16 protein-coding genes are annotated in these 23,209 nt (G+C 44.7%); 11 read left to right on the top strand and 5 right to left on the bottom strand.

Annotated elements, in window-relative coordinates; translation table 11 throughout:
• Positions 1-84: 84 nt before the first annotated feature.
• The 3 genes from AC59GT_RS11710 to AC59GT_RS11700 form a co-directional block, all read right to left on the bottom strand.
• Complete coding sequence (locus AC59GT_RS11710; protein WP_497237800.1) at positions 85-2,973, bottom strand: ligand-binding sensor domain-containing protein; 2,889 nt, start codon at positions 2,971-2,973, stop codon at positions 85-87.
• Positions 2,974-3,072: 99 nt separating this feature from the next.
• Complete coding sequence (trhO, locus tag AC59GT_RS11705) at positions 3,073-4,038, bottom strand: oxygen-dependent tRNA uridine(34) hydroxylase TrhO (protein ID WP_497237799.1); 966 nt, start codon at positions 4,036-4,038, stop codon at positions 3,073-3,075.
• Positions 4,039-4,216: 178 nt separating this feature from the next.
• Positions 4,217-6,694, bottom strand: a complete 2,478-nt coding sequence (locus AC59GT_RS11700) for a DUF5686 family protein (protein ID WP_497237798.1) — start codon at positions 6,692-6,694, stop codon at positions 4,217-4,219.
• Between the two features lie 124 nt (positions 6,695-6,818).
• On the opposite strand from AC59GT_RS11700, the gene kbl reads away from it, so the two are divergent.
• From kbl to rlmD, 5 genes are all read left to right on the top strand, one after another.
• Positions 6,819-8,009 carry a glycine C-acetyltransferase gene (kbl, locus tag AC59GT_RS11695; protein ID WP_497237797.1) on the top strand — a complete coding sequence of 397 codons (1,191 nt, stop codon included), beginning with the start codon at positions 6,819-6,821 and terminating at the stop codon, positions 8,007-8,009.
• A 41-nt stretch (positions 8,010-8,050) separates the two neighbouring features.
• Positions 8,051-9,085, top strand: a complete 1,035-nt coding sequence (pheS, locus tag AC59GT_RS11690) for a phenylalanine--tRNA ligase subunit alpha (RefSeq protein WP_497237796.1) — start codon at positions 8,051-8,053, stop codon at positions 9,083-9,085.
• Positions 9,082-9,495 carry a Rieske (2Fe-2S) protein gene (locus AC59GT_RS11685; protein ID WP_497237795.1) on the top strand — a complete coding sequence of 138 codons (414 nt, stop codon included), beginning with the start codon at positions 9,082-9,084 and terminating at the stop codon, positions 9,493-9,495. The genes pheS and AC59GT_RS11685 overlap by 4 nt, the downstream gene beginning before the upstream one ends.
• Positions 9,496-9,498: 3 nt before the next feature.
• The gene (locus AC59GT_RS11680; protein WP_117383687.1) at positions 9,499-10,080 is read left to right on the top strand and encodes a TetR/AcrR family transcriptional regulator; all 582 of its coding nucleotides are present in this window, start codon (positions 9,499-9,501) and stop codon (positions 10,078-10,080) included.
• Between the two features lie 371 nt (positions 10,081-10,451).
• Complete coding sequence (gene rlmD / locus AC59GT_RS11675) at positions 10,452-11,888, top strand: 23S rRNA (uracil(1939)-C(5))-methyltransferase RlmD (RefSeq protein ID WP_497237794.1); 1,437 nt, start codon at positions 10,452-10,454, stop codon at positions 11,886-11,888.
• On the opposite strand, the gene AC59GT_RS11670 is transcribed toward rlmD, so the two are convergent.
• Positions 11,872-12,846: an NAD-dependent epimerase/dehydratase family protein gene (locus tag AC59GT_RS11670; RefSeq protein WP_497237793.1), complete on the bottom strand. Its 975-nt coding sequence runs from the start codon at positions 12,844-12,846 to the stop codon at positions 11,872-11,874. The genes rlmD and AC59GT_RS11670 overlap by 17 nt on opposite strands.
• An 88-nt stretch (positions 12,847-12,934) precedes the next feature.
• Between AC59GT_RS11670 and AC59GT_RS11665 the strand changes: the two genes are divergently transcribed.
• From AC59GT_RS11665 to AC59GT_RS11655, 3 genes are all read left to right on the top strand, one after another.
• Positions 12,935-14,116, top strand: coding sequence for a formimidoylglutamase (locus AC59GT_RS11665; RefSeq protein WP_497237792.1), 1,182 nt, complete (start codon positions 12,935-12,937; stop codon positions 14,114-14,116).
• A 49-nt stretch (positions 14,117-14,165) separates the two neighbouring features.
• Positions 14,166-15,341 carry a redoxin domain-containing protein gene (locus AC59GT_RS11660; protein ID WP_497237791.1) on the top strand — a complete coding sequence of 392 codons (1,176 nt, stop codon included), beginning with the start codon at positions 14,166-14,168 and terminating at the stop codon, positions 15,339-15,341.
• Positions 15,342-15,496: 155 nt separating this feature from the next.
• Positions 15,497-16,624, top strand: coding sequence for a redoxin domain-containing protein (locus AC59GT_RS11655; RefSeq protein WP_497237790.1), 1,128 nt, complete (start codon positions 15,497-15,499; stop codon positions 16,622-16,624).
• Between the two features lie 105 nt (positions 16,625-16,729).
• Here AC59GT_RS11655 and purD read toward each other — a convergent pair whose 3' ends face one another.
• Positions 16,730-18,004, bottom strand: a complete 1,275-nt coding sequence (purD, locus tag AC59GT_RS11650; protein ID WP_497237789.1) for a phosphoribosylamine--glycine ligase — start codon at positions 18,002-18,004, stop codon at positions 16,730-16,732.
• 208 nt (positions 18,005-18,212) lie between these two features.
• On the opposite strand from purD, the gene secA reads away from it, so the two are divergent.
• Genes secA through AC59GT_RS11635 form a run of 3 tightly spaced genes read left to right on the top strand, consistent with a single transcriptional unit; the run spans position 18,213 to position 23,204 of the window.
• Positions 18,213-21,518: a preprotein translocase subunit SecA gene (gene secA / locus AC59GT_RS11645; protein WP_497237788.1), complete on the top strand. Its 3,306-nt coding sequence runs from the start codon at positions 18,213-18,215 to the stop codon at positions 21,516-21,518.
• A gap of 44 nt (positions 21,519-21,562) precedes the next feature.
• Positions 21,563-22,027 carry an SPOR domain-containing protein gene (locus AC59GT_RS11640; RefSeq protein WP_497237787.1) on the top strand — a complete coding sequence of 155 codons (465 nt, stop codon included), beginning with the start codon at positions 21,563-21,565 and terminating at the stop codon, positions 22,025-22,027.
• Positions 22,020-23,204 carry a M20 metallopeptidase family protein gene (locus AC59GT_RS11635; protein WP_497237786.1) on the top strand — a complete coding sequence of 395 codons (1,185 nt, stop codon included), beginning with the start codon at positions 22,020-22,022 and terminating at the stop codon, positions 23,202-23,204. Before AC59GT_RS11640 ends, AC59GT_RS11635 begins: the two co-directional genes overlap by 8 nt.
• The last annotated feature ends 5 nt before the right edge of the window (positions 23,205-23,209 follow it).

Raw genomic sequence — 23,209 nt, 5'->3', positions numbered from 1 at the left:
ATAGTAGTGTATAAAATACATACTACAAACTTCTTAAAGTACATACGATGGCGAAAAGAGCTTATGAGAGGTAATGATGTAGTATTATAGCTCCATGAGAAACTCGCTAAGGTTCTTATCATGCTCTAAATTGAGCTTTTTTCTCAACCTGTAGCGTCTTATCTCTACACCCCGCAAAGAAATGTTCAATAACGATGCCATTTCTTTACTGCTCATGTTCATGCGGAGGTAAGCGCAAAGCTTAAGATCGTTAGGGACAAGATCCGGGTGGTCGTGTTTTAATTTCTTAAAAAAGTTCTCATGCGTTTCGTTAAAGCTGCTTTCAAACACGTTCCAATCCCGTTCGTCATTCATCCCTTCATCAATTACTTTGTGAAGTTTTTTAAGCTGATCTTCCGGTAGCTTTTTACCGGTGCTGTCACGAAATTTATTTATTTCATCACTGATCTTCTGAAGCAGCTCGTTTTTATACACAATATTCATAGCGCTGTTTGCCAGCTCACGGCTCTTGCTGGCTAAGTCGGCCTGTAGTTGCTCATTTTTAAGGGTAACAATGTGTTGCTGGTTGGCTATGGCTTCCCTTTGCAGGAACTCCTCTTTTTCGCGTTGTAGTTTTTCCTGTATTTGGCGTTGATGCTTATCCAGGTTAAGTAGATAGTACTTCCTGATAAGGTAGCAGGCTAGTATAAACAACAGTATATAAAAGGCTAATGCAATTTTACTTAAGTACCATGGCGGCAGTATCTCAAATGAAAGCTCGGTAATTTCTGAAACGTTTTCGTCGTTTATCTTCGCCCTTACCTTAAAATGGTAAGTGCCGTGATTAAGGTTTGTAAATTCTTTTTGACTCTGGATGCTCCAGTCTGACCATTGTCTCGAATAGCCTTCCAGGTAGTATTGGAACTGTATTTTTACCTGCCGGTAGTAAGGAAGCGCGTAAGCAATACGAATGTTGTTTTGATTATACGGGAGGTTAATTTCAGTATCCGTACTGCTGTGCATATCGTTTATTACGGTTACTTTATCGGTAATATTCTCAATTTTACGGATAAGTACCTGGGGCAAAGTTATCTTACCGCCACGGCGCGCGTCAGCATCATTCACAATCACAAAGCCATCATCTACACTTATCAGGTAAATGCGGTTGTTTATCAGGCTGATGTTCTCGTAGTTCTGCACCATTTGCCCGTTCAGCATGCTAAACCTATTGCTATCGATAGTAAGTTTCCCTGGAACAGACAAGTCCGCCAATGCTACACGCCCATGATTGATAAACCAATACTTTTTACCTATGGCTGATATTACCTTATTGCTGGATGCAAAGGTTTTTAGCCTTGAATTAAGCTGGTTGTAACGATAGAAACGATCTGTTATATCATCGTAAACATAAAAGCCGGAGTCGGAGGAGAAAACTACCCTGTTATCAAGGTTAAATACGCCCACATTGTAGCTGTCTGGCAGGCCGGATTGTTTATCGTAATATTTTTGAGATGCTACACGCTTCTTATCAGCAGTTAATGTCACTTTGTAAATGCCTTTGTAAGCGTGGCTAACCCATATCTGTCCTTTGTTATCCTGTTCTACATAACGCGATGGTTCGCCAAAACCTTCTATCTTGTGGTCGAAGATCCAGTTGCCCGCAATATCTTTACGGTAGATAATAAGCCCGGTATAACACCCTTGTATAAGTTGATCTGTGCTGATTTTCTTTATTGTCCAGCCGCCGCTAAGAGATGTTATTTTGGTTATAGTGCTGCCGTTTACCTGAAAGGTGCCATCGTTATGGCCGCAGAGTAGTTTCCCATCTTGCAGGGAAAGATCCCACACCTGGCCCTGTGATCCTGGTATTAGCTTAAAATCGAACGATTGCAGAAGTTGGTTGCCGCTGCCCTTAAGCCAGTCGCTATAGAATAGACCCTGGTTGGTGCCCAAATAAATTTTATCTCTGTAAATTATACTCGAGTATACCGTGCCGAAACGCCCGGTTTTATCGAAGTAAAAGTACAGTGGCGAATTTACTTCAATGCGGTCTACGCCATTATCTAACCCGGCCCACAGGTTTTGCTCCGCATCGGTATAAAGGCTCAGTACAGTATTGTTTTGCATACCACTAGCCTTGTTAATATGTTGCACAACGTTGCCTGCGGTATCTATAATTACAATACCGTTTAGTATTGTGCCAAAAGCAAAGTACTTATTGGGAATCACTGCCCCATTATTAAGCTGAAAGTTTTTTAGAAACTCGGTAGCCTGAGTTTTCCAGGGTGTGATATTGGTGCCATTGAAGATGAACAAACCGTTATTTGCAGTGCCGATAAGATATCGGCCTTGGGCGATAGGTAAGACAGAGAGTACCCGGCTGCCTAAAATATTGCTCCCCGGTATAAGCTGTAGCTTGGTACCTTTTAACTCGAAAAGACCAACGCCAACCCGTTCAACAAAATAACGCTGCCCTGTTTTAAACAAGAACAAAAAAGGAGTAGATGCCTTTACAACCGTTATTTTACTATTTGCGTAGATGTAAATAGCACCGAACGACTGAAAGATAACGCGATCCGTGTCGACATAGATCTTCCATATCTCTTCTTTTACAGGCTGATATTTTTGCGGGATAAGCTTTGTTAGCGAACGATATTTCAAAAAGCCGTTGCGGTTTTCCCAATAGCCAAATTCGCCAAACCCACCGGAATAGATCTTCCCCTTTTTATCGGCAGCTACAGATCGCACTATAAGCCCATTGGGCATGCGGTTCAGTTGCCAGTATTTCCCGTCAAAGGAGAGCAGGCCTTCGTCGTTGCCAAAGTACATTACGCCGCGCTCGTCCTGTGTTACCGACCAGTTTTGATTGCCAGATTGGTACTGTGCTTTGGTGTAATTTTGCACATAGGGTACACCGATGCTTTTGATATCAGCAGCAAAAGCAAAACACTTTACAAATAATAGAAGCAGTAATAACAGAACTGGTTTACGCATGGATGATCTAAGTGCCTGGCAAACACTTTTGTATACGAAAGTACGCTTTGGCAGGGTTTAAAAGAAATAAGCCTACCCGCAGGTAAGCTTATCCATGTATTATTCGGCAGTTGCCGGCTGTTTTGAGGCTTTTTTAGCGGTGTTAACAGGCTGGGGCACTTTAACGTAATACCCTGTTCCGTCGTAAACGCGTTTACGTGGGTGAGCCTTGCAGTCATCACTGCAGCAGCCATCCATAGCAGTACCGCATTCATCGCATTGGGTAAAGTGCTCGTTGCACTCGGGGTTTGCACAGTTAATCATTTTGGGCGTCACCTTGCCGCAATTACGGCAGGTAGATATCACCACCGGATTTACGCTGTTCACATCAACCGAAAGGCGATTGTCAAAAACGTAACACTTGCCTTCGAAGTCTTGCCCGCCTGCTTCTTTGCCGTATTTTATTATACCGCCATGCAGTTGGTAAACATCTTTAAAACCTTCATGCAACAGCAGAGCAGAAGCCTTTTCGCATTTAATCCCGCCGGTACAATAGGTAAGTATCTTCTTGTCCTTGTACTTCGACAACTCGTTGATCATTGCCGGGAAGTCGCGGAAATTCTCGATATCCAGCGTAACCGCGTTCTTGAACTTACCAAGGCTATGCTCGTAATTAGAGCGTACGTCAAGCACTACAACATCTTCACGATCCTTCATTTCCAAAAACTCTTTCGGATCGAGGTGTTTACCTGTTTGTTTTTGCGGGTTAATGATGTTGGGATCGCGCAAGCCGGAGTGCACGATCTCTGATTTATAGCGGCAGTGCATCTTTACAAATGAAGGCTCGTCTACTTCATCAACTTTAAAGTCGATGTCGGCAAAGCGGGCATCGACATGTAAAGTGTTCATGTAGGTTTCGCAAGCTTCAGGCGTACCGGATACGGTGCCGTTTAGGCCTTCATCTGCCACTATAATGCGGCCGGTTAAGCCTAAGCTTCTACAAAATTTTAAGTGATCGGCAGCAAATTGCTCGCCGTTTTCTATTGTTGAGTAACAATAGTACAGTAGTGTGTTGTATTTTGCCATAACTCATTGATGCCGCTGCAAACGGCGTTAAATGAGGTGCAAAGATAAGGTTTTAGTAGGAAAGTCGGAAGTCAGTAAAGTCTGAAACGAATTCAAAAATTTGCTAATCTTTAAATTAAATCAATTGCTTAATTCAGGTTCTTTCCGACTCACAACTTACGAACTTCAGGCTCCGGAACTATCTTATCCCGTAGAATATTCTTATGCCTTGTATATACTTGTTGTTACCTGTATAAGAGATACCATAATCTACACGGAAGATTAAACGTTGCAAACCCACATAGAATTCTCTATAGTTAGGGTTTCCTCTGGTGGTCAGGAAGTTTGCACCGATAAGCTCTTCCAGCTTGAGCTTACGCATAAACGGTATTTTGTTGAGTATAGACCCCGCAAAATTGTGCTGGTAATGTGCCTCGAAGAACGCGCCGTAGGTACTGTAAGTATAGAAAGGCAGGAAGTGAAAGCTACCGATATACAATGGATCGAAGGTGGTGCCCTGGTTACCCAAATAGTGGTAGTAATCCATAAAATAAAGCTTATGATTATTGATGAAATCGCCCCCGGTAAGCTTGAAAGACGAATATCCTGATAATCCTATCCTGATATTAGATTGTGATATATCCGCCGAGACGAAGTCATAATCTACATCAGAGCCAAATACTTTATTGATCCCTTTACGGTAGTTTAAAGTAAGTGTAGGGTATTTGGACGGCAGATTGAATTTACCTGTTGGCCGGGTAATATATTGTTGATCAAAAGTGAAAGCAACCGAAGTGTTGAACGAAAGTGCCTGGTGGGTAGGGAACAGGAACGATTGATCATCCGCAGGGGTACCTGCAGGAGCCAAAGGGTTGTTTGATGTAAATTCTTTATTTTTTACATCCCTTATTTTACTGAACGATGTATTGTACAACTGCCGGCGACCAGAATAGCTTAAACTTCCGCTCCACATAACACCATTAGCCAACTCGCGCTGGTAGCCAAAACCTCCGTACTGTGAACGGTAGTACTTCACATAGTTGTTTTCGTAAAGCAGTGTACTAAGCGTGTTAAAGTATAAGGATCGTGTACCTACGTTGTTAAGATCGAGTACGTCGCTGCCGAAGTTTACCCAAAACTTAGAGTTATGAAACGGATCATTCAGGTACTCACCCAGCATGTTAGCACTGAAGAGTTTGTTTGAGAAGCCGTAGCGAAGCGCAGGCGTAATTTTCCATGAATGAAAGTCATCTACCTTGTGTGTGTACGTTACCTTGGCATTTATGCCAAAACCTTCAACCGTGTTGTAATAAAACGTTTGCAGGAAAGGGAAGATGTATAAAGAGTCCCGCTCATCGCGGCTGCTGGCATCATAGCCAAAGATAAGGTAACTGAAGTAATTAATGTTGTTCTTCTTATGCTGATTAACTTCTTTCCAAACATCTGTTTTGTGGAATGCCTCGGCACTGTCTTTCTTAACGTAATCCCTTGCTTCGGACTTGGTTAATGGAAGCGGGCGGGTAGCTGCCCAGTAATTGGATGTTTTAATGTTGGCAGCAGTATCAACCCTGAGTACCTCTCCGTTAAAGTATTTATCAGGAAAGGTCTGGTCGATACGATAATTGTTGTAAATACCCAGGTAGTAGCCACCAAACTCAAAGCCAAGTACATTGCCGTTGTAACTGTATTGTATTGCTGATGGTAGCCAAACACTGTCACGAATAGGTATATACTGCTGACTGATGTTAAGAGTATCTATCAGGTTAAGGTTATCATTCTTCTTGGTCAGCATCAGGTCGGCGCTGTAAATACGCCAGTCGCCGTCTACTATGTAAATATTACCCTTAAAAGTAGGGGAGTGCTTGTGGTTGGGCAGCAATTGTATTTTATGTATGGTACGGCCGTTGGTTACCGTTGTACCCACCAGCTTGTAGTTGTAGTGGCTTAAAGCGTTTGATGCCACGGGTGAAACAAAACCGTGAGAGCTTAACCCATTAATAGCAAATACATCATTATAGATGTTCAATTGCAGATCTGAAGCTTTATTATAACTAAATGGCGGACTTGCGCCAACTGTTTTAGAGGCTATGGTTATCTCTTTAAATTTAGATGGCTGCTCAAAGTTAAACTCCGAAAGTGACTCTGATTGGTAAAGAATGCCGCGTCCTACTGAGTCCAACTCAAGTTGGCGGCTTACCGTTTCGCCCATAAGCCCCTTAGGTGCGCTAATGAGGCGCTGTACGCCTTTAATGTATACAGTAGCCTTGTAACTTTTAAACTCCTGCATGTGCTGCTTGCGTGCGGCTATCACCTTGCGCATTATATCCATGCCAGGGTCGGTCTTTTCGTTGTATGCTGTGCTGTCTTTTAGAGTAAATATTTCTTCCTCCAGCTGAATATCAAGTCGCTCGTCATGATCGCCTATGGTTACATCGTAAGCTTTTTCGCGGTAGCCGACCATTCTGTATACAACTTTATAGCTTCCCGGCGCAAGGCGGAACTGGTAGTTGCCATCCTCATTGGCTGTGGTACCATAAGTAGAGTTGCGTATGTAAACGGAAGTAAAGGGTATCAACTCGTTTTTTGGCCCGGTAATATGGCCGGAAAGCAAGTGTTGCTGGGCCGAAACCGCGGAAGCAGTAAGCGTAAGAAATAGTATAAGCAGGTATCTTTTCATATAGCTGTTACTTAAATACATTTTATGCCTAAAAGGTTTGTTCATGCAGCAATATATTTAAAGTTGAACGGTTTTGCGTGCATTTGCCTGTAATGCTTAATTTTGCAGGCTAACATCTGTTATTATGTACAAAACCTTACAGCCTGTGTTGCAGCAGGAACTCGCATCTATAGAAGAAGCCGGATTATATAAACGCGAACGCATTATTACCTCACCGCAAGGTGCTGATATCACCGTGCAGGGCGGCCGGGAAGTGATCAACTTTTGCGCTAATAACTACCTGGGCCTGTCTGGTAACCCTAAAGTAATAGAAGCCGGCAAAGCTGTAATGGATACCCATGGATATGGGCTGTCGTCTGTACGTTTTATTTGCGGTACGCAGGACATACATAAACAGCTGGAGCAAAAAATATCGGAGTTCCTGGGTACTGAAGACACTATCCTGTACGCTGCTGCCTTTGACGCGAACGGTGGTGTGTTTGAACCGTTGTTTAATGAACAGGACGCGATAATATCTGACGAGTTGAACCATGCATCAATAATTGACGGTGTTCGCCTGTGTAAGGCTCAACGCCAGCGTTACAAGCACGATGATATGGCCGACCTGGAAGAGAAACTTAAAGCTACACAGGAACTTCGTCACCGTATTATAGTTACCGATGGTGCTTTCAGTATGGATGGTACAATTGCTCAGCTGGACAAAATATGCCAGCTTGCAGAACAATATAATGCTTTGGTGATGATTGACGAGAGCCATTGCAGCGGGTTTATGGGTAAAACCGGCCGCGGCACGCACGAGCATCATAACGTAATGGGCCAGATAGATATCATTACCGGCACACTGGGTAAAGCACTTGGTGGTGCGTCTGGTGGTTTTACATCGGGCCGTAAAGAGATCATTGATATGCTGCGCCAGCGCTCCCGTCCGTATTTGTTCAGCAATACACTGGCTCCGGCTATTACAGGTGCATCTATAGCCGTGCTGGATATGCTTAGCGAAACCACCGATCTGCGCGACAAGCTTGAGCGTAACACCAAATACTTCCGCGAGAAAATGACTGCTGCCGGGTTCGACATAAAGCCAGGCGTTCACCCGATTGTGCCCGTGATGCTGTACGATGCTAAGCTGGCGCAGGAGTTTGCCGCTAAAATGCTGGAAGAGGGTATTTACGTAATAGGATTCTACTACCCGGTGGTGCCGCAGGGTAAGGCCCGTATACGTGTGCAAATATCAGCCGCACATGACAACCAACACTTAGATAAGGCTATTGCCGCTTTCACCAAGGTGGGTACAGCACTCGGCGTGTTAAAATAATAGCCTTATATTTGTAGTTCAGTTTTTTACAAGCAAGAGAAATGCAGGAGCAGATAGATAAATATACCAGCGAGATAAAAGCCTTTACCGCTGCAAAAGCAGAGGAGCTGGAAGCTTTCCGTATTAAGTACCTGGGTACAAAAGGGATCATAAAAGACCTGTTCGATCAGTTTAAAACGGTCGGTCCTGAAGAAAAACGCACCTTCGGTAAAGTGCTTAACCAGTTCAAACAACTTGCTGAAGAAAAGTACAACGAATTTAAAGAGTCGTTAGACTCGGGAGTTAAAAGCCACGACTCTTCACAAGACCTTACCCTGCCGGGAGACGGTTTTGAAGTAGGCTCGCGCCATCCGTTATCATTGGTACGTAACGAGATCATCGATATTTTCAAACGCCTGGGTTTCGTAGTAGCAGAAGGGCCTGAGATTGAAGACGACTGGCATAACTTCTCGGCTTTGAACTTCCCGGAGGAACACCCTGCACGCGATATGCAGGATACTTTCTTCGTGCGTAAAGGCGCGGGGAACGACGATATTGCCCTGCGTACCCACACCTCATCAGTACAGGTTAGGATGATGGAGAGCGGCAAACCACCGTTCCGCGCTATAATGCCAGGACGTGTTTACCGCAACGAAGCAATATCTGCCCGTGCACATTGCTTCTTCCACCAGGTAGAAGGCTTGTATGTAGATGAGAACGTATCTTTTTCTGATCTGAAGCAGACGTTATACCACTTTGTGCAGGAGCTTTACGGTGAAGGAACCAGGGTTCGTTTCCGTCCGTCTTATTTTCCGTTTACAGAACCATCTGCCGAAATGGATATCTCCTGTACCATTTGTAAAGGCTCGGGCTGTAACATGTGTAAATACAGCGGCTGGGTGGAGATATTGGGCTGCGGTATGGTTGATCCTAACGTTCTGGAGAATTGCGGTATAGATAGTAAAAAGTACACCGGCTTTGCTTTCGGTATGGGTATAGAACGTATTACCAATTTAAAGTATGTTATCCGCGACCTTCGGTTATTCTCTGAAAATGACGTACGGTTCCTGAAACAGTTCCAGACAGAGATCATATGAGGAAAGCAGTCTTTGTTATAATTACTGCTATAATCTTCTTTTCCTGTGGCAAAGCGGAAAACGCAGTGCCCAGTGTGCCGGTTAACTTCCGCGCCTCAAAAACAGATCCGCGTTTGGCTGCCCTCAACAGCCCGGGTGGGTCTGTTGCTATATCAGGCTATGGCGTTGCAGGCATCTTAATTTACAGGCGAGCTGATGGTAGCTATGTTGCTTACGACCGTTGCAGCAGCTATCAGCCGGAAAAACTATGTGCCGTTTCGCCTGATGAAAGCGGGTTTACCGCTACCGACCCATGCAGCGGGGCTAAGTTCTCCCTGTCAGACGGTAGCCCTGTAAAAGCCCCTGCTACCAGGTCTTTACGCGTTTATAGCGTAAATGTGAGTAATTTTGAGATATTTGTATCTAACTGATACATGGAAGCCGATAAAATTAAAGACAGCATAAAGAGGGCATCGCAGGAACTGTTCCGAAAATTCGGCTATCATAAAACCAGCGTTAACGAGATTGCTAAGCGGGCAAAAATTGCTAAAGCAACCATCTATAAATACTTCGACAGTAAAGAAGCTATACTGCATGTATTGCTGATGGACTATATAAAGGTGAGTGTTGATGAATTGATAAACACCGACGCACCGGAGATGGACGAGGAGAAGCACTTAAGTAACCTCATCATGAAAACCTGTCGCCTTAGTTATACCGTGTGTAACGAGTTTATAGGCTGGGATTTTATTCGGGAAAGTACCAACTCACAGGATTTTCTTAAGAACCTTTCTAATGAATTAGAGGAACTGTTGGTGCAATCTTTTACCCAGCTTGCAGGCATCCGCAAGCACGAGACCTATCAGCAGCGGCTACGCTTCCTGATAAAATGCAGTAAGAATATCGTATTCAGCTTTGCATTTACCTCCGTTAGCGACAGCGACGTACGCAAAAACTTCGTATCCTTCCAAAAAGAAATATTGCCTTACCTCGTAAAGGCGGCTATTCTGGTTTAAACCATGTGGTGAAATGATACCTAAACAACTGTCGTTCCAATTAAATCAAAATACCGTTTTGGTTTTTGGTATAGTATTTACTATGTTTGCATAGTAAAACATCACTACCATGAGCCAGGAATTAATTGACTTTTCAGATCAGATAGACGAGCAGGTTGAAATAGATAGCTTTATTATTGAAGTTTACTTTGATAAGCTGCTAAGCTTTTTCTTGTAATTCTCCTTTTAAAATGAGGCCGGTGAAAGGTTAATGTGATTAGCCTGTACCAACTGCTATTGCCTTTAAATTCCTGTAGTATTTGCTCCGAAATACACGTTAAAAATTCTGCATATTCTAAAATTCTGATTCAGACACGTACCTTTGCACCCTTATGGGCAGAGGCGGAAAAAAATTCAGCAACAAGTTTTTCGAGAACGTACAGGTAATTGATATTGCCGAAGAAGGTAAAGGAGTAGGTAAAACTGATGACCTCGTGCTTTTTATAGAGAAAGCCGTGCCCGGAGATGTTGCCGATGTTGAGGTATACCGAGCTAAAAAGAACTTTGGAGAAGCCAAGATAACCCGGCTGGTTCAACCATCTGAGCACCGTATCACACCCTTTTGCGAGCATTTTGGTACGTGCGGTGGCTGCAAATGGCAACACATGACGTATGATGCCCAATTAAGATTCAAGCAAAAGGCGGTGCACGATGCTTTGTCGCGCCTGGCCAAGATAGAGGTGGCCCATATGGATGCCATAGTACCATCTCCTGCCGACCGCTACTACCGCAATAAACTGGAGTTTACCTTTTCTAACAAACGCTGGTTGTATGATGGCGAAAACAGGGAGGATGTACAGCTGGATATGAACGCGCTCGGCTTTCATATCCCCGGCAGGTTTGACAAGATATTAGACGTGAAGCATTGCTACCTGCAGGCAGATCCATCTAACGATCTCCGCAACAGCATAAACCGTTTTGCCAGGGAGCAAGGCATTAGTTATTATGACGTAAGGGAGCATACAGGGGCGTTACGTAACCTGGTTATCCGCACCTCTTCTACAGGTGAGATCATGGTAATTGTAGTGTTCGCCCATGCTAACGAAGATGAGGTTAACGCGGTGATGGGTTTTGTTGATGCAAGTTTTCCGCAAATAACATCGCTGCTATACATACTTAACACCAAAAAGAACGACACCATATTTGATCAGGACGTGATCAGCTGGAAAGGGCCTGAATACATTCATGAGGAGATGCCGAACGGCAATGGAGATGTTATTAAATTCAGAGTTGGTCCTAAATCTTTTTACCAGACCAACTCCATACAGGCGCTGAGGTTGTACCAGATTACCCGCGACTTCGCCGGGTTTACAGGAAATGAGTTGGTTTATGACCTTTATACCGGTGCAGGTACTATTGCCAACTTTATTGCAGCCCATGTGCGGCAAGTGGTAGGAGTAGAGTATGTCCCTTCGGCAATTGAGGACGCTAAAGTGAACTCGGCCATCAACAACATCACCAATACTAAATTTTATGCAGGTGATATGAAGGATGTACTGGTACCGGAGTTTGTTGCCGAGCACGGCAAGCCAGACGTGATAATTACCGATCCGCCGCGCGCCGGCATGCACCCTGATGTAGTGGCCCGTCTGATGGAGATAGCAGCGCCCAAGATTGTTTATGTAAGCTGTAACGCGGCCACCCAGGCCCGCGACTTGCTAGTACTTAAGGAAAAGTACGACACTGTTAAGATACAGCCTGTGGATATGTTCCCTCATACTCAGCATGTAGAGAACGTTGTGTTGCTGCAACTTAAATCGCGGATTTAAGCTGTGCACAAACTTCTTTAATAGATTTGCTTAGCGGTTTAAACTCAAAGTTTACCGCTTGTTTTATCTTGCTGTTATCAAAGTTACGGCTTACTGATGCTGCCCGCGCGCTGGTTTTGTCTATCGCCGGATCACTCCCGGTAATAGTGCCCCATATTGATGCCCCTCGCCAGGCTACTTCCAGCATCCAAGGCTTGGCAAGTTTCTTAGGCGGCTCAACGCCAAGGCAAGTAGCTATTTCGGTAAATATTTGTTGATAGGCGCGGTTTTCAGCATTTATGATAAAGCGTTCTGCTGTTATGTCACTCTCCATCAGCAATATCATACATTTAGCAACATCCTGTACATCAACAAAACCCATTATACCGCCGCTGTAGTATTTTAGCCCTTTACGGATGGTCTCAAATAATTGCCCGCTCCCTTCTATCCCCGCACTGGCGCCAATTATGATGGTTGGATTTACAATTACTGCATCCAATCCTTCAGCTATGCCGCGCCAAACCTCCATTTCGCTTTCCAGCTTAGATATTGCATAGCCGTCCTCTTCGGTGGTGGGGTCCAGGTGATGGTTTTCTGTAATTTGTTCGCCGGGCTTAGCTTCACCCACAGCAGCAACCGAACTGGTGTGTACCAGTCGGATATTACGTTCAACGCAAAGGTCCACCAAGTTAGCTGTGCCTTTAACATTGGTCAGTATCATCGGCTCTTTATCAGCGGCTTTTAGTGATACCCAGGCAGCGCAATTGTAAACCTGAGTAATACCGTCCAGCACGTTCTCCAGCGCGAAGAGATCCATCAGATCGGCCTCAACCCATTCTATCTGTGCCGAATAAGGTAGCAGTATTTCGGGGAGGGTTGACGAAGCCCTTTTTGTACAGCGCAAATTGTTGCCACGCAGCAGCAACTCTTTAGCCAGTTCTGCACCCAAAAAGCCCGTAGCGCCTGTAACCAATATCATTCGTCAAATATGCACATTTGCTCATCAATACATCTGCACATCAATAAAAATCTGCACATTTGCACATCACCACAGCTGCATATTAAACATGTCTTTAGCCGATTTTTTCACACCGATTGACTTAAAAAAGATGCTGCCGAAAGGGGGCTATTTTACCAGCCAGCTTGGTGACAAGATCAACCATCATTCAGTAGCTTTCCCTGATTTGGAAGAAAAAACCGATATCGCGATTATCGGTGTGATGGATGACCGGAATGCCGTTAATAATTCCGGCTGTGCGCTGGCGCCCGACTATGTGCGTGAGAAACTTTATCAATTACACGAGGGCGCTTACAAGACAAATATTGTAGATCTCGGCAACATAGTAAGGGGTGAAAAGATAACTGATACCTATTACGCACTGAAGACGGTTGTTGAGGAATTACTTAAAAAAGATATCGTTCCGCTAATAATTGGCGGAGGGCAAGACCTTACCTATGCGCAGTATTTGGGTTATGAAAAGCTTGAGCAGAAAGTAGATGTACTGATTGTTGATGCACAGTTTGACCTGGAAGACGATGGTTTTCACGACAGCATCGAGACCACCTCGGCCGGATACCTGAACAAGATTTTCCTTCACGAACCAAATTACCTGTTCAACTTTAGTAACCTGGGTTATCAAACTTATCTGAACAGCCAGGATAGCCTTACGGTTATGGGTAAGCTGTACTTTGATGCACACCGCCTTGGCGAACTTGCGGGGAATATTACGGTCACGGAGCCTGTTATCCGTAATGCAAATATGGTAAGCTTTGATATGGGCGCCATTCGCTCGTCAGATGCTGCCGGAAATGCAAATGCTAAACCCAATGGTTTTTACGGGGAAGACGCCTGCCAAATATGCCGCTACGCGGGCTTTAGTGACAAACTTACTTCAATAGGTTTTTATGAGTTCAACCCCGCTTATGATAATAATGGACAAACTGCCATGCTGCTCTCCCAAATGGTGTGGTATTTTATAGATGGGTTTTATAACCGTAAGAAGGATTTTCCGCTCAATCCAAAATCACAGTACCTCATCTATAAAACCAGCCTTAAGCATGAAGACCACGAGTTGGTGTTTGTAAAAAGCAAGAAAAGCGACCGTTGGTGGATGCAGGTACCTTATCCAACAGGCGGATCTAAAAACGAGCGTTTTCACCTGGTACCTTGCCGGTATGAAGATTATACGACAGCCCGCTCCGGCGAAATGCCCGATCTCTGGTGGCGCACTTACCAAAAGTTGAACTAAGCCGCAATCTGCTGGCTGTTTAGCCGTTATAAAAATTTACTTATAATACATGAAGAACTTTTTTCTGGGCCTGCTTGCCTTATTGCCTGCGGTGGCATTTGCACAAAATTCACAACCATTTACCGTAAAAGGAAAAGTTGGTAACATAAATGCGCCCGCTATGGCTTACCTGGCTTACCGTTTAGGTGCAAACACGGTCACCGACTCTGTAGTGCTTAAGAACGGCGAGTTTGTATTTACGGGCGAAGTAATGAACCCGGTAAATGCCACATTGATGCTGGATTATAAAGGGCTAGGCTTCCAAAAATATGTTCAGCAAAACTTTCCGCAAGGAGGTATGCCGATTGCCGGTGCCGATTACCTCCCGTTTTATGTAGAAAAAGGCACCATCAATCTTGTGGCTGCCGACTCTTTGAAAAACGCAAAAATCACCGGCTCTAAACTGAATGACGATGATGCAAGGCTTAAAACGCAGCTTAAACCTATTATAGCAGAAGCGCAAACACTAAGTAAAGAAGCACAGAAAGCAACGGCTGCACAGCAGCAATCAGCAGCTTTTCAAAACAGTATGCAAAGCAGGTTTAAAGCCTTGCAGGACAAGCAAAAAACCGCGCTCCGATCGTTTATCACGGCTAGCCCAGACAGTTACCTGAGCTTGCTTGCGCTTGCCAGCGTAAGCGGCCCCTCTCCGGATGTTAATGAAGTAGAACCATTGTTTAACGGTTTGTCTGAAGAGTTAAAGAACTCAGATCAGGGCAAGCAACTAAAATATTCTCTGGATAAATTACGTATCACGGCAATTGGCAGCATGGCTCCCGACTTTACCCAGGAAGATGTTAACGGTAAACCGGTTAGCCTTTCTTCGTTTAAAGGGAAGTACGTACTGATAGACTTTTGGGCTTCATGGTGTGGCCCATGCCGTCAGGAGAACCCTAATGTAGTGCGCACTTATAATAAATATAGAGGCAAAAACTTCACCGTACTTGGGGTGTCTTTAGACCGAGACAACGGGAAAGCAGCATGGCTGGCCGCTATTAAAAGTGATGGATTAAACTGGACCCAGGTATCTGACCTTAAATTTTGGGACAACCTTGTGGCGAAACTTTATGGTGTCGAATCTATCCCGCAAAACTTCCTTATAGACCCGCAAGGTAAAATCATAGCTAAAAACCTTCGCGGCGACGATCTGGATGCCAAATTGGAACAGCTATTCGGTAAGATATAGCTTCATGTTAAACAGAGTTATATAGTATTGGTCGGGCATAACCCTTATGCTTGCGTCTTTGTATTATTGAAGTTTATGTCACCTGTTAGTTATATTAAAGCAATGCTTTGATTTTTAAGCTTAAAGCACCATATTAGGGCTTCAAATACATATACATGAAAAAACTAACACTAAGCGCTTTAGCATTGTTGCCAACAATGCTTTTTGCACAGGATAAAAAATTTACAATACAGGGGAACGTTGGTAAGGTTGGTGCGCCTGCGAAGGTTTATCTGCAATATCGTAGAGAAGGTAAGACCATTTCAGATTCAGTTTCACTTACTGATGGTAAATTTAAATTTACCGGCGAAGCTGCTGCTGTACCTGCAAGTGGTTATTTGCTGTTCAATCCGCAGGGATCTGGCATGAATTCATCACGCGATTATAAACAGTTGTACATCGAACCCGGCACGATTACAGTTGTAACTGTAGATGAACTTAAAAACGCTAAAGTTGATGGTGGCAAAACAAACCGTGAAAACCAGATGTACCAGGCTGCTATGAAGCCGGTTAACGAAGGTTACGAAGCAATGGAAGCTAAGGAGAAGGCTGCCGGTGATAAAGCGTCTTCACCGGAGTTTCAGAAACAAGCTAAAGCAGATGAAAAGGCGATAGAATCGAAAGAAAAAGCGATTAACCAGCAATTTATCAAAGATCATCCTGATTCTTACGTTAGCCTTAACGCTTTACAATCATTTGCGTACAGTGCTGACTATGTTGATATAGCGCCATTATACGAATCTCTTTCTGCTGATGTTAAAGCATCTGCGGGTGGTAAGGCTTTTGGCGAAATATTGCCAAAGTTAAAAGCTGTAGCCTTAGGGGCAACTGCTCCCGAGTTTACAGAGGCTGACACTACTGGAAAAATGGTGAGCCTATCATCTTTCCGTGGGAAATACGTGCTGATAGATTTTTGGGCATCATGGTGTGGCCCTTGCCGTGCCGAAAACCCTAATGTGGTAAAAGCATTTAATAACTATAAAGACAAGAACTTTACCGTTCTTGGTGTATCGCTTGACCGTCCGAATGCTAAGGACAAATGGCTGGCTGCCATTAAAAAGGATGGCTTAGCCTGGACCCAGTTGTCAGACTTAAAGTTTTGGGACAGCAAAGCAGCGGGTATGTACGGTGTGCGCGCTATTCCCCAAAACTTTCTAATAGACCCTAACGGAAAAATAATCGGCAAAAACCTGCGAGGTGATGACCTTAACGATAAGCTTGCAGAGTTATTCGGAAAGATATAACCAGTCGTAAAAACAAAATTGTAATAAAAGCGAAAACCTCGGTGTTTACAACATCGAGGTTTTCGCTTTTATACTTACAGACTTACAGGCTTTCGTACTGTCCGACTATAATAAATCAAAACCTATATCCTTGCGGAAATAAACACCATCGTAATAAATTCGGCTTGCGTCTGCAGTGGCTTGCTGCAGGGCATCAAACATATTGTCTTGTAAAGAAGTGATAGCGAGCACCCGGCCGCCGGTATTTATCACATCTTCACCGCTAAAGCTTGTTCCTGCGTGGAAAACGTGCGAGTCTCTCACGTTTTCTATTCCGCTGATAGCTTTATCCTTTAAGTATTCACCAGGATACCCGCCGGAAACGCATACTACAGTGGCAGCAACTTTCTCAGATATCTCCAGTTGTTTTTCAACCAGGTTGCCTTCAGCTACACCTTCAAGCAAATCAACAAAGTCGGAAGTAATACGTGGCATTACGCTTTCTGTTTCCGGGTCGCCCATGCGGCAGTTGTACTCTATAACAAAAGGCTCGCCGTAGCAGTTCATTAAGCCAATGAATATAAATCCTTTGTAAGGTATGCCTTCCGCTTTCAGCCCTTCTACAGTTGGTATAATTACCCGCTCTTCAACCTTCTGCATAAATTCTGCGTCAGCAAAAGGTACAGGAGAGACTGAACCCATACCACCAGTGTTTAAACCAGTATCGCCCTCGCCAATGCGTTTGTAGTCTTTTGCTTCTGGTAGTATTTTATAGCTGTTGCCGTCTGTCATCACGAAAACGGAAAGCTCTATGCCTTGCAGAAATTGTTCTATAACCACCTTTGAGCTAGCATCGCCAAACTTTGCTTCAGTAAGCATTTCGGCAAGTTCCTGCCGTGCCTCTTCAAGTGTAAGGCATATCAATACTCCTTTGCCGGCAGCAAGTCCGTCTGCTTTTAGTACTACAGGCAACCCTGCTGTTGCCAGGTAATCAAAACCTTCCTGCAAGGTATCGCGGGTGAATGATTTTGATGCAGCCGTGGGCACATTGTGGCGCTGCATAAACGCTTTGCTAAAATCTTTACTTCCTTCCAGTTGGGCAGCTTCCCGCTGCGGGCCAACCACTGGGATGTGCTTTATCTGCTCATCAGCCAAAAAGAAATCATGAATGCCTTTAACCAGTGGTTCTTCCGGGCCAACCAGTACAAGGTTTATAGAGTTTGTGAGGCAAAATGCTTTAATGCCTTCAAAATCGGTAACCTTCAAATTTATATTAGTGCCATACTGACCGGTACCGGCATTACCCGGAGCAATAAATAACTGTGAGCACTTTGGGCTTTGTGATATCTTCCAGGCAAAGGCGCTTTCCCGCCCGCCCGATCCAAGGATGAGGATGTTCATGGCGGTAAAGATAAATTAATGTGCGGATATGCAGGTGCGCCGATTTGCAGATAGTTAATTGACCAATAAACAATCAACCTGTTATATCGGCCGTGCTTTAGTCTTTTGCCTTTCAGCTTTAAGGCCAAAATTGTACCTTTGTCTGTCAAAATGACCTTGAAATTACCATGGCGCAATTATTGAGTTTGTGGTATCATAATAAAATAACATGTTAGAATTTTTCAGTAAGCTTTTCGGAAGCAAGTCAGAGCGGGATGTAAAAAGCATACAACCAATGGTCGAGAAGATCAAAGCGGAGTATGACAAGTTAGGCCAGTTGAGTAACGACGAGCTCCGGGCTAAGACCATATATTTTAAAGAAACAATTGCCCAGGGCCTTTCGGGCATTGATGCAGAGATACAAGCTATTAAGGATCGTACTGAAAACGAACCTGATATGGACGTAAGCGAGAAAGTTGGCCTTTATACCCAACTGGATAAGCTTGAAAAAGACCGTAATAAGGAACTGGAAGACATCCTGATTAATATATTACCGCAGGCATTTGCTGTTGTAAAAGAAACATCAAAACGTTTTGCGGAAAACAAAACTATTGAAGTTACGGCCACGCAGTTTGACCGCGAACTTGCCGCACGCAAGAACAACGTTATAATACAAGGCGATAAAGCTATACACCACAACACCTGGATAGCTGCCGGCAACGAGGTTACCTGGAACATGGTGCATTATGATGTGCAGCTGATTGGCGGTACTGTACTGCACCAGGGTAAAATTGCGGAGATGGCTACAGGTGAGGGTAAAACGCTGGTTGCAACGCTGCCTGCCTACCTTAACGCTCTGGCAGGCCAAGGGGTGCACATTGTAACTGTGAACGATTACCTTGCACGACGCGACAGTGAATGGATGGGGCCTTTGTACGAGTTCCACGGCCTTTCAGTTGATTGTATAGACCGGCACGAGCCAAACTCTGAGGAACGCCGCAAAGCATACCTGGCGGATATCACCTTTGGTACCAATAACGAATTTGGTTTTGACTACCTGCGTGACAATATGACACGTAGCCCTGAAGAGCTGGTGCAGCGTAAGCTGCATTTTGCAATGGTGGATGAGGTTGACTCCGTTTTAATTGATGACGCCCGTACACCTTTGATCATTTCCGGTCCAATTCCGCGTGGCGACGAACACGAGTTTTACGAGCTGAAGCCGCGTATAGAGCGGTTGGTAAATGCACAGAAAACTTACGTGAACACCGTTTTAAATGAGGCTAAAAAAGCTATAAACGATGGCAAAAGCGGTGTTGACGAGGGCGGTTTAGCCTTATACCGCGCTTATCGTGCATTGCCAAAAAGCAAAGCGTTAATCAAATTTCTGAGTGAAGGCGCCAATAAATCGGTACTGCTGAAGACGGAGAACTTCTACATGCAGGATCAGGGTAAGGACATGCCTAAGGTAGATTCGGAATTGTTCTTTATTATTGATGAAAAGAACAACTCTGTTGAACTTTCCGAAAAAGGTATTGAGCTGATCACCGCGTCGGGCGAAGACCCTAATTTCTTTGTGATGCCTGATGTAGGTACCGAGATAGCGAACATTGAGAAAGCAGATTTGCCGGCAGACGAGAAAGTTGCCCGTAAAGACGCTTTAATGCGTGACTTCTCTATTAAATCTGAACGTATTCACTCGGTTAACCAATTGCTCAAAGCATATACCTTGTTTGAAAAGGACACCGAGTACATTCTTGACGATGGTAAGGTAAAGATAGTGGACGAGCAAACCGGCCGTGTGCTGGATGGCCGCCGTTATAGCGATGGCTTACACCAGGCTATTGAAGCTAAGGAAAACGTTAAGGTAGAGGATGCAACGCAAACCTTTGCCACTATTACCCTGCAAAACTACTTTAGGATGTACCACAAGCTTTGCGGTATGACCGGTACTGCGGTTACAGAAGCAGGCGAGTTTTGGGAGATATACAAACTGGATGTGGTAGAAATACCAACCAACACAAAGATCACACGTGACGACCGCCAGGATTTGGTATACCGTACTGTACGTGAAAAATACAATGCTGTTGCTGATGAGATAACTAAGCTTACCCAAGCAGGCCGTCCGGTACTGGTAGGTACCACCTCGGTAGAGATATCTGAATTACTAAGCCGTATGCTTAAGCTGCGCGGTATCAAACATAACGTACTGAACGCTAAAATGCACCAGAAGGAAGCCGACATTGTGGCTGAAGCAGGGCAGAGTGGCACGGTTACCATTGCCACCAACATGGCAGGCCGTGGTACGGATATAAAATTAGGCCCGGGTGTAAAAGAGGCCGGTGGTTTAGCTATTGTAGGTACTGAACGCCATGAATCCCGCCGTGTAGATAGGCAGTTGCGTGGTCGTGCAGGACGCCAGGGCGACCCGGGTTCCAGCCAGTTCTTCGTATCTCTCGAAGATAACCTGATGCGTTTATTCGGTTCGGAGCGTATATCCGGCCTGATGGTGCGTATGGGCATCGAAGAAGGTGAGGTGATCCAGCACTCTATGATCACCAAGTCTATCGAGCGTGCACAGAAAAAGGTTGAAGAAAACAACTTCGGTATTCGTAAGCGTTTGCTGGAGTACGACGACGTGATGAACTCACAGCGTACCGTTATCTACTCAAAACGTAAGAATGCGCTGTTTGGCGAACGTTTAGACGTAGACCTGAACAATACCATTTTTGATGTTGTTGAGGACGTGGTAACCGAGTATAAAGAAAGCAACAACTTCGAAGGCTTCCAGATGGAAGTTATCCGCTTGTTCTCTGTTGATCCGGAACTAACACAGGAAGAGTTTGCAGCTACATCGTTAAACAACCTGGTAGACCGCACCTTTAACGAGGTAATTGATTTTTACAAACGCAAGCAGGAGTTTATTGCTAACCAGGCTTACCCTGTTATTAAAGACGTTTATGATACACGCGGCCAGTATGTAGAAAACATTATGGTTCCGTTTACGGATGGAGTACATGGCATACAGGTAGCTGTTCCGCTCAAAAAGGCTGTTGAAACCAACGGTACTGAGGTGTTTAAATCATTTGAAAAGAATGTTACCCTGTACCTGATTGACGATGCATGGAAAGAACACCTGCGCGAAATGGACGAGCTGAAACAATCAGTACAAAACGCCGTTTACGAACAGAAGGACCCATTATTGGTGTACAAGTTTGAGGCATTTGAGCTTTTCCGCCAGATGCTTACCAATACCAATAAAGAGTTGGTTAGCTTCTTGTTCCGCGGTGGTATAGCCGTACAGCAAGAGCCGGAGCAGGTAAGGGAAGCTAAACCTGAGCCGAAAATGGATTTAAGAAATATGCGTACATCTAAACCGGAGCTGGTGGATTCTAGCGGTATGCCGGTAGATGAAATCCAGGAAGCACCGAAAATTACTCCTGTACGTGTCGAACAAAAAATTGGCAGGAACGACCCTTGCCCTTGTGGTAGCGGTAAAAAGTTTAAAAACTGCCATGGAGTAGGGCAGGGCTAAACCGCCCAAATCCCTCATAAGAGGGAACTTTAAAATATTCTAATATGAAAAGAGCAACATTTGATAATACAGCTTTAACACGCCTTATCAAATGCTGCTCTTTTTTTGTGCTGATGTTATCAGCTACTGTGGCTTCTGCGCAGAAAGGTAAGGTTACCGTAGTGCGCGACCCGCTGTTTGATACCTTACTGGCAAAACGTGCTTTGCTTAATAGAAAAGGCGGTTCATCTGTGGCGAGATTTACATCATCTTACGGATATCGGCTGCAGATATATAATGGCAGCAACCGCAGTGCAGCTTATGCGGCACAAGACAGGTTCAACCGTGACTTTCCCGAAATGCGTACCTACATCAGCTATCGGGAGCCTAACTTTAAAGTACGGGCAGGCGACTTCCGTACAAGGTTAGAAGCCGAGCGGCTTAAAAGCCAATTGGGCAATGCTTTTACGGCAATGTTCATCGTTTCAGAAAAGATAAATCCTCCCAAAACTGTCATCAATAATGATTAAGGACAAGATACAACAGCTTTCAGCAGAGATATTTAACGAGGTGGTTGCCAACAGGCGCCACTTGCATGCTCATCCCGAACTTTCTTTTCACGAAGTAGAAACCTCGGTGTTTGTTGCAAATAAGCTGGAAGAACTTGGCCTGGAGTATCACAAAATGGCAGACACCGGTTTGGTAGCCCTGATTAAAGGTGACAAACCGGGCAACGGCGTTGTAGCGCTTCGTGCGGACATGGACGCGTTACCAATAATGGAAGCTAATGATGTTCCATATAGGTCGCAAAACGCCGGTGTAATGCACGCCTGTGGTCATGATGCGCATACCTCATCTTTATTGGGAACAGCAAGCATACTCACCAAATTAAAAAGTGAATTTACCGGGACTGTTAAGCTGATCTTTCAGCCTGCTGAGGAAAAGCTTCCCGGCGGTGCCAGCCTGATGATACAACAGGGCGTATTGGAGAACCCGAAACCAAACGCGGTGCTGGGTCAGCACGTAATGCCGTTGATAGATGCAGGTAAGGTGGGCTTCCGTGCGGGCAAATACATGGCCTCAACGGATGAACTTTATGTAACCGTTAAAGGTAAGGGCGGCCACGGTGCACAACCGCAGCAGAACGTGGACCCGGTAATTATTACCGCGCATATTCTTACTGCATTACAGCAAGTGGTAAGCCGCTTTGCGGATCCTAAGAGCCCGTCGGTACTATCCTTCGGTAAAGTGATTGCTAATGGTGCTACCAACGTTATCCCTAACGAGGTATATCTCGAGGGTACCTTCCGCACCATGGATGAGAAATGGCGTGGCGAGGCACATATCAAAATGAAAAAGATGGCCGAAGGTATTGCCGAAAGTATGGGTGGTAGCTGCGAGTTCAATATCATGAAAGGGTATCCCTTCCTGATAAACGAAGAAAAGCTTACAGCAGCCACACGCCGCCACGCGGAAGATTACCTTGGCAAGGAGAACGTACTCGACCTGGATATATGGATGGCTGCCGAGGATTTTGCGTACTACTCACAAGCTGCAGATAGTTGCTTTTACAGGTTGGGAACACGTAACGAAGCACGCGGTATCACCTCATCAGTACACACACCAACTTTTGATGTAGAGGAAGACGCCTTTAAGATCAGCACCGGCTTAATGGCTTATCTGGCACTTAAGCAACTGGGTAATTGATTTTC

The organism is Mucilaginibacter sp. 320_HR (assembly GCF_059691875.1).
The sequence above is the reverse complement of the archived record's forward strand: the minus strand, read 5'-3'. Positions and strand labels throughout refer to the sequence as shown.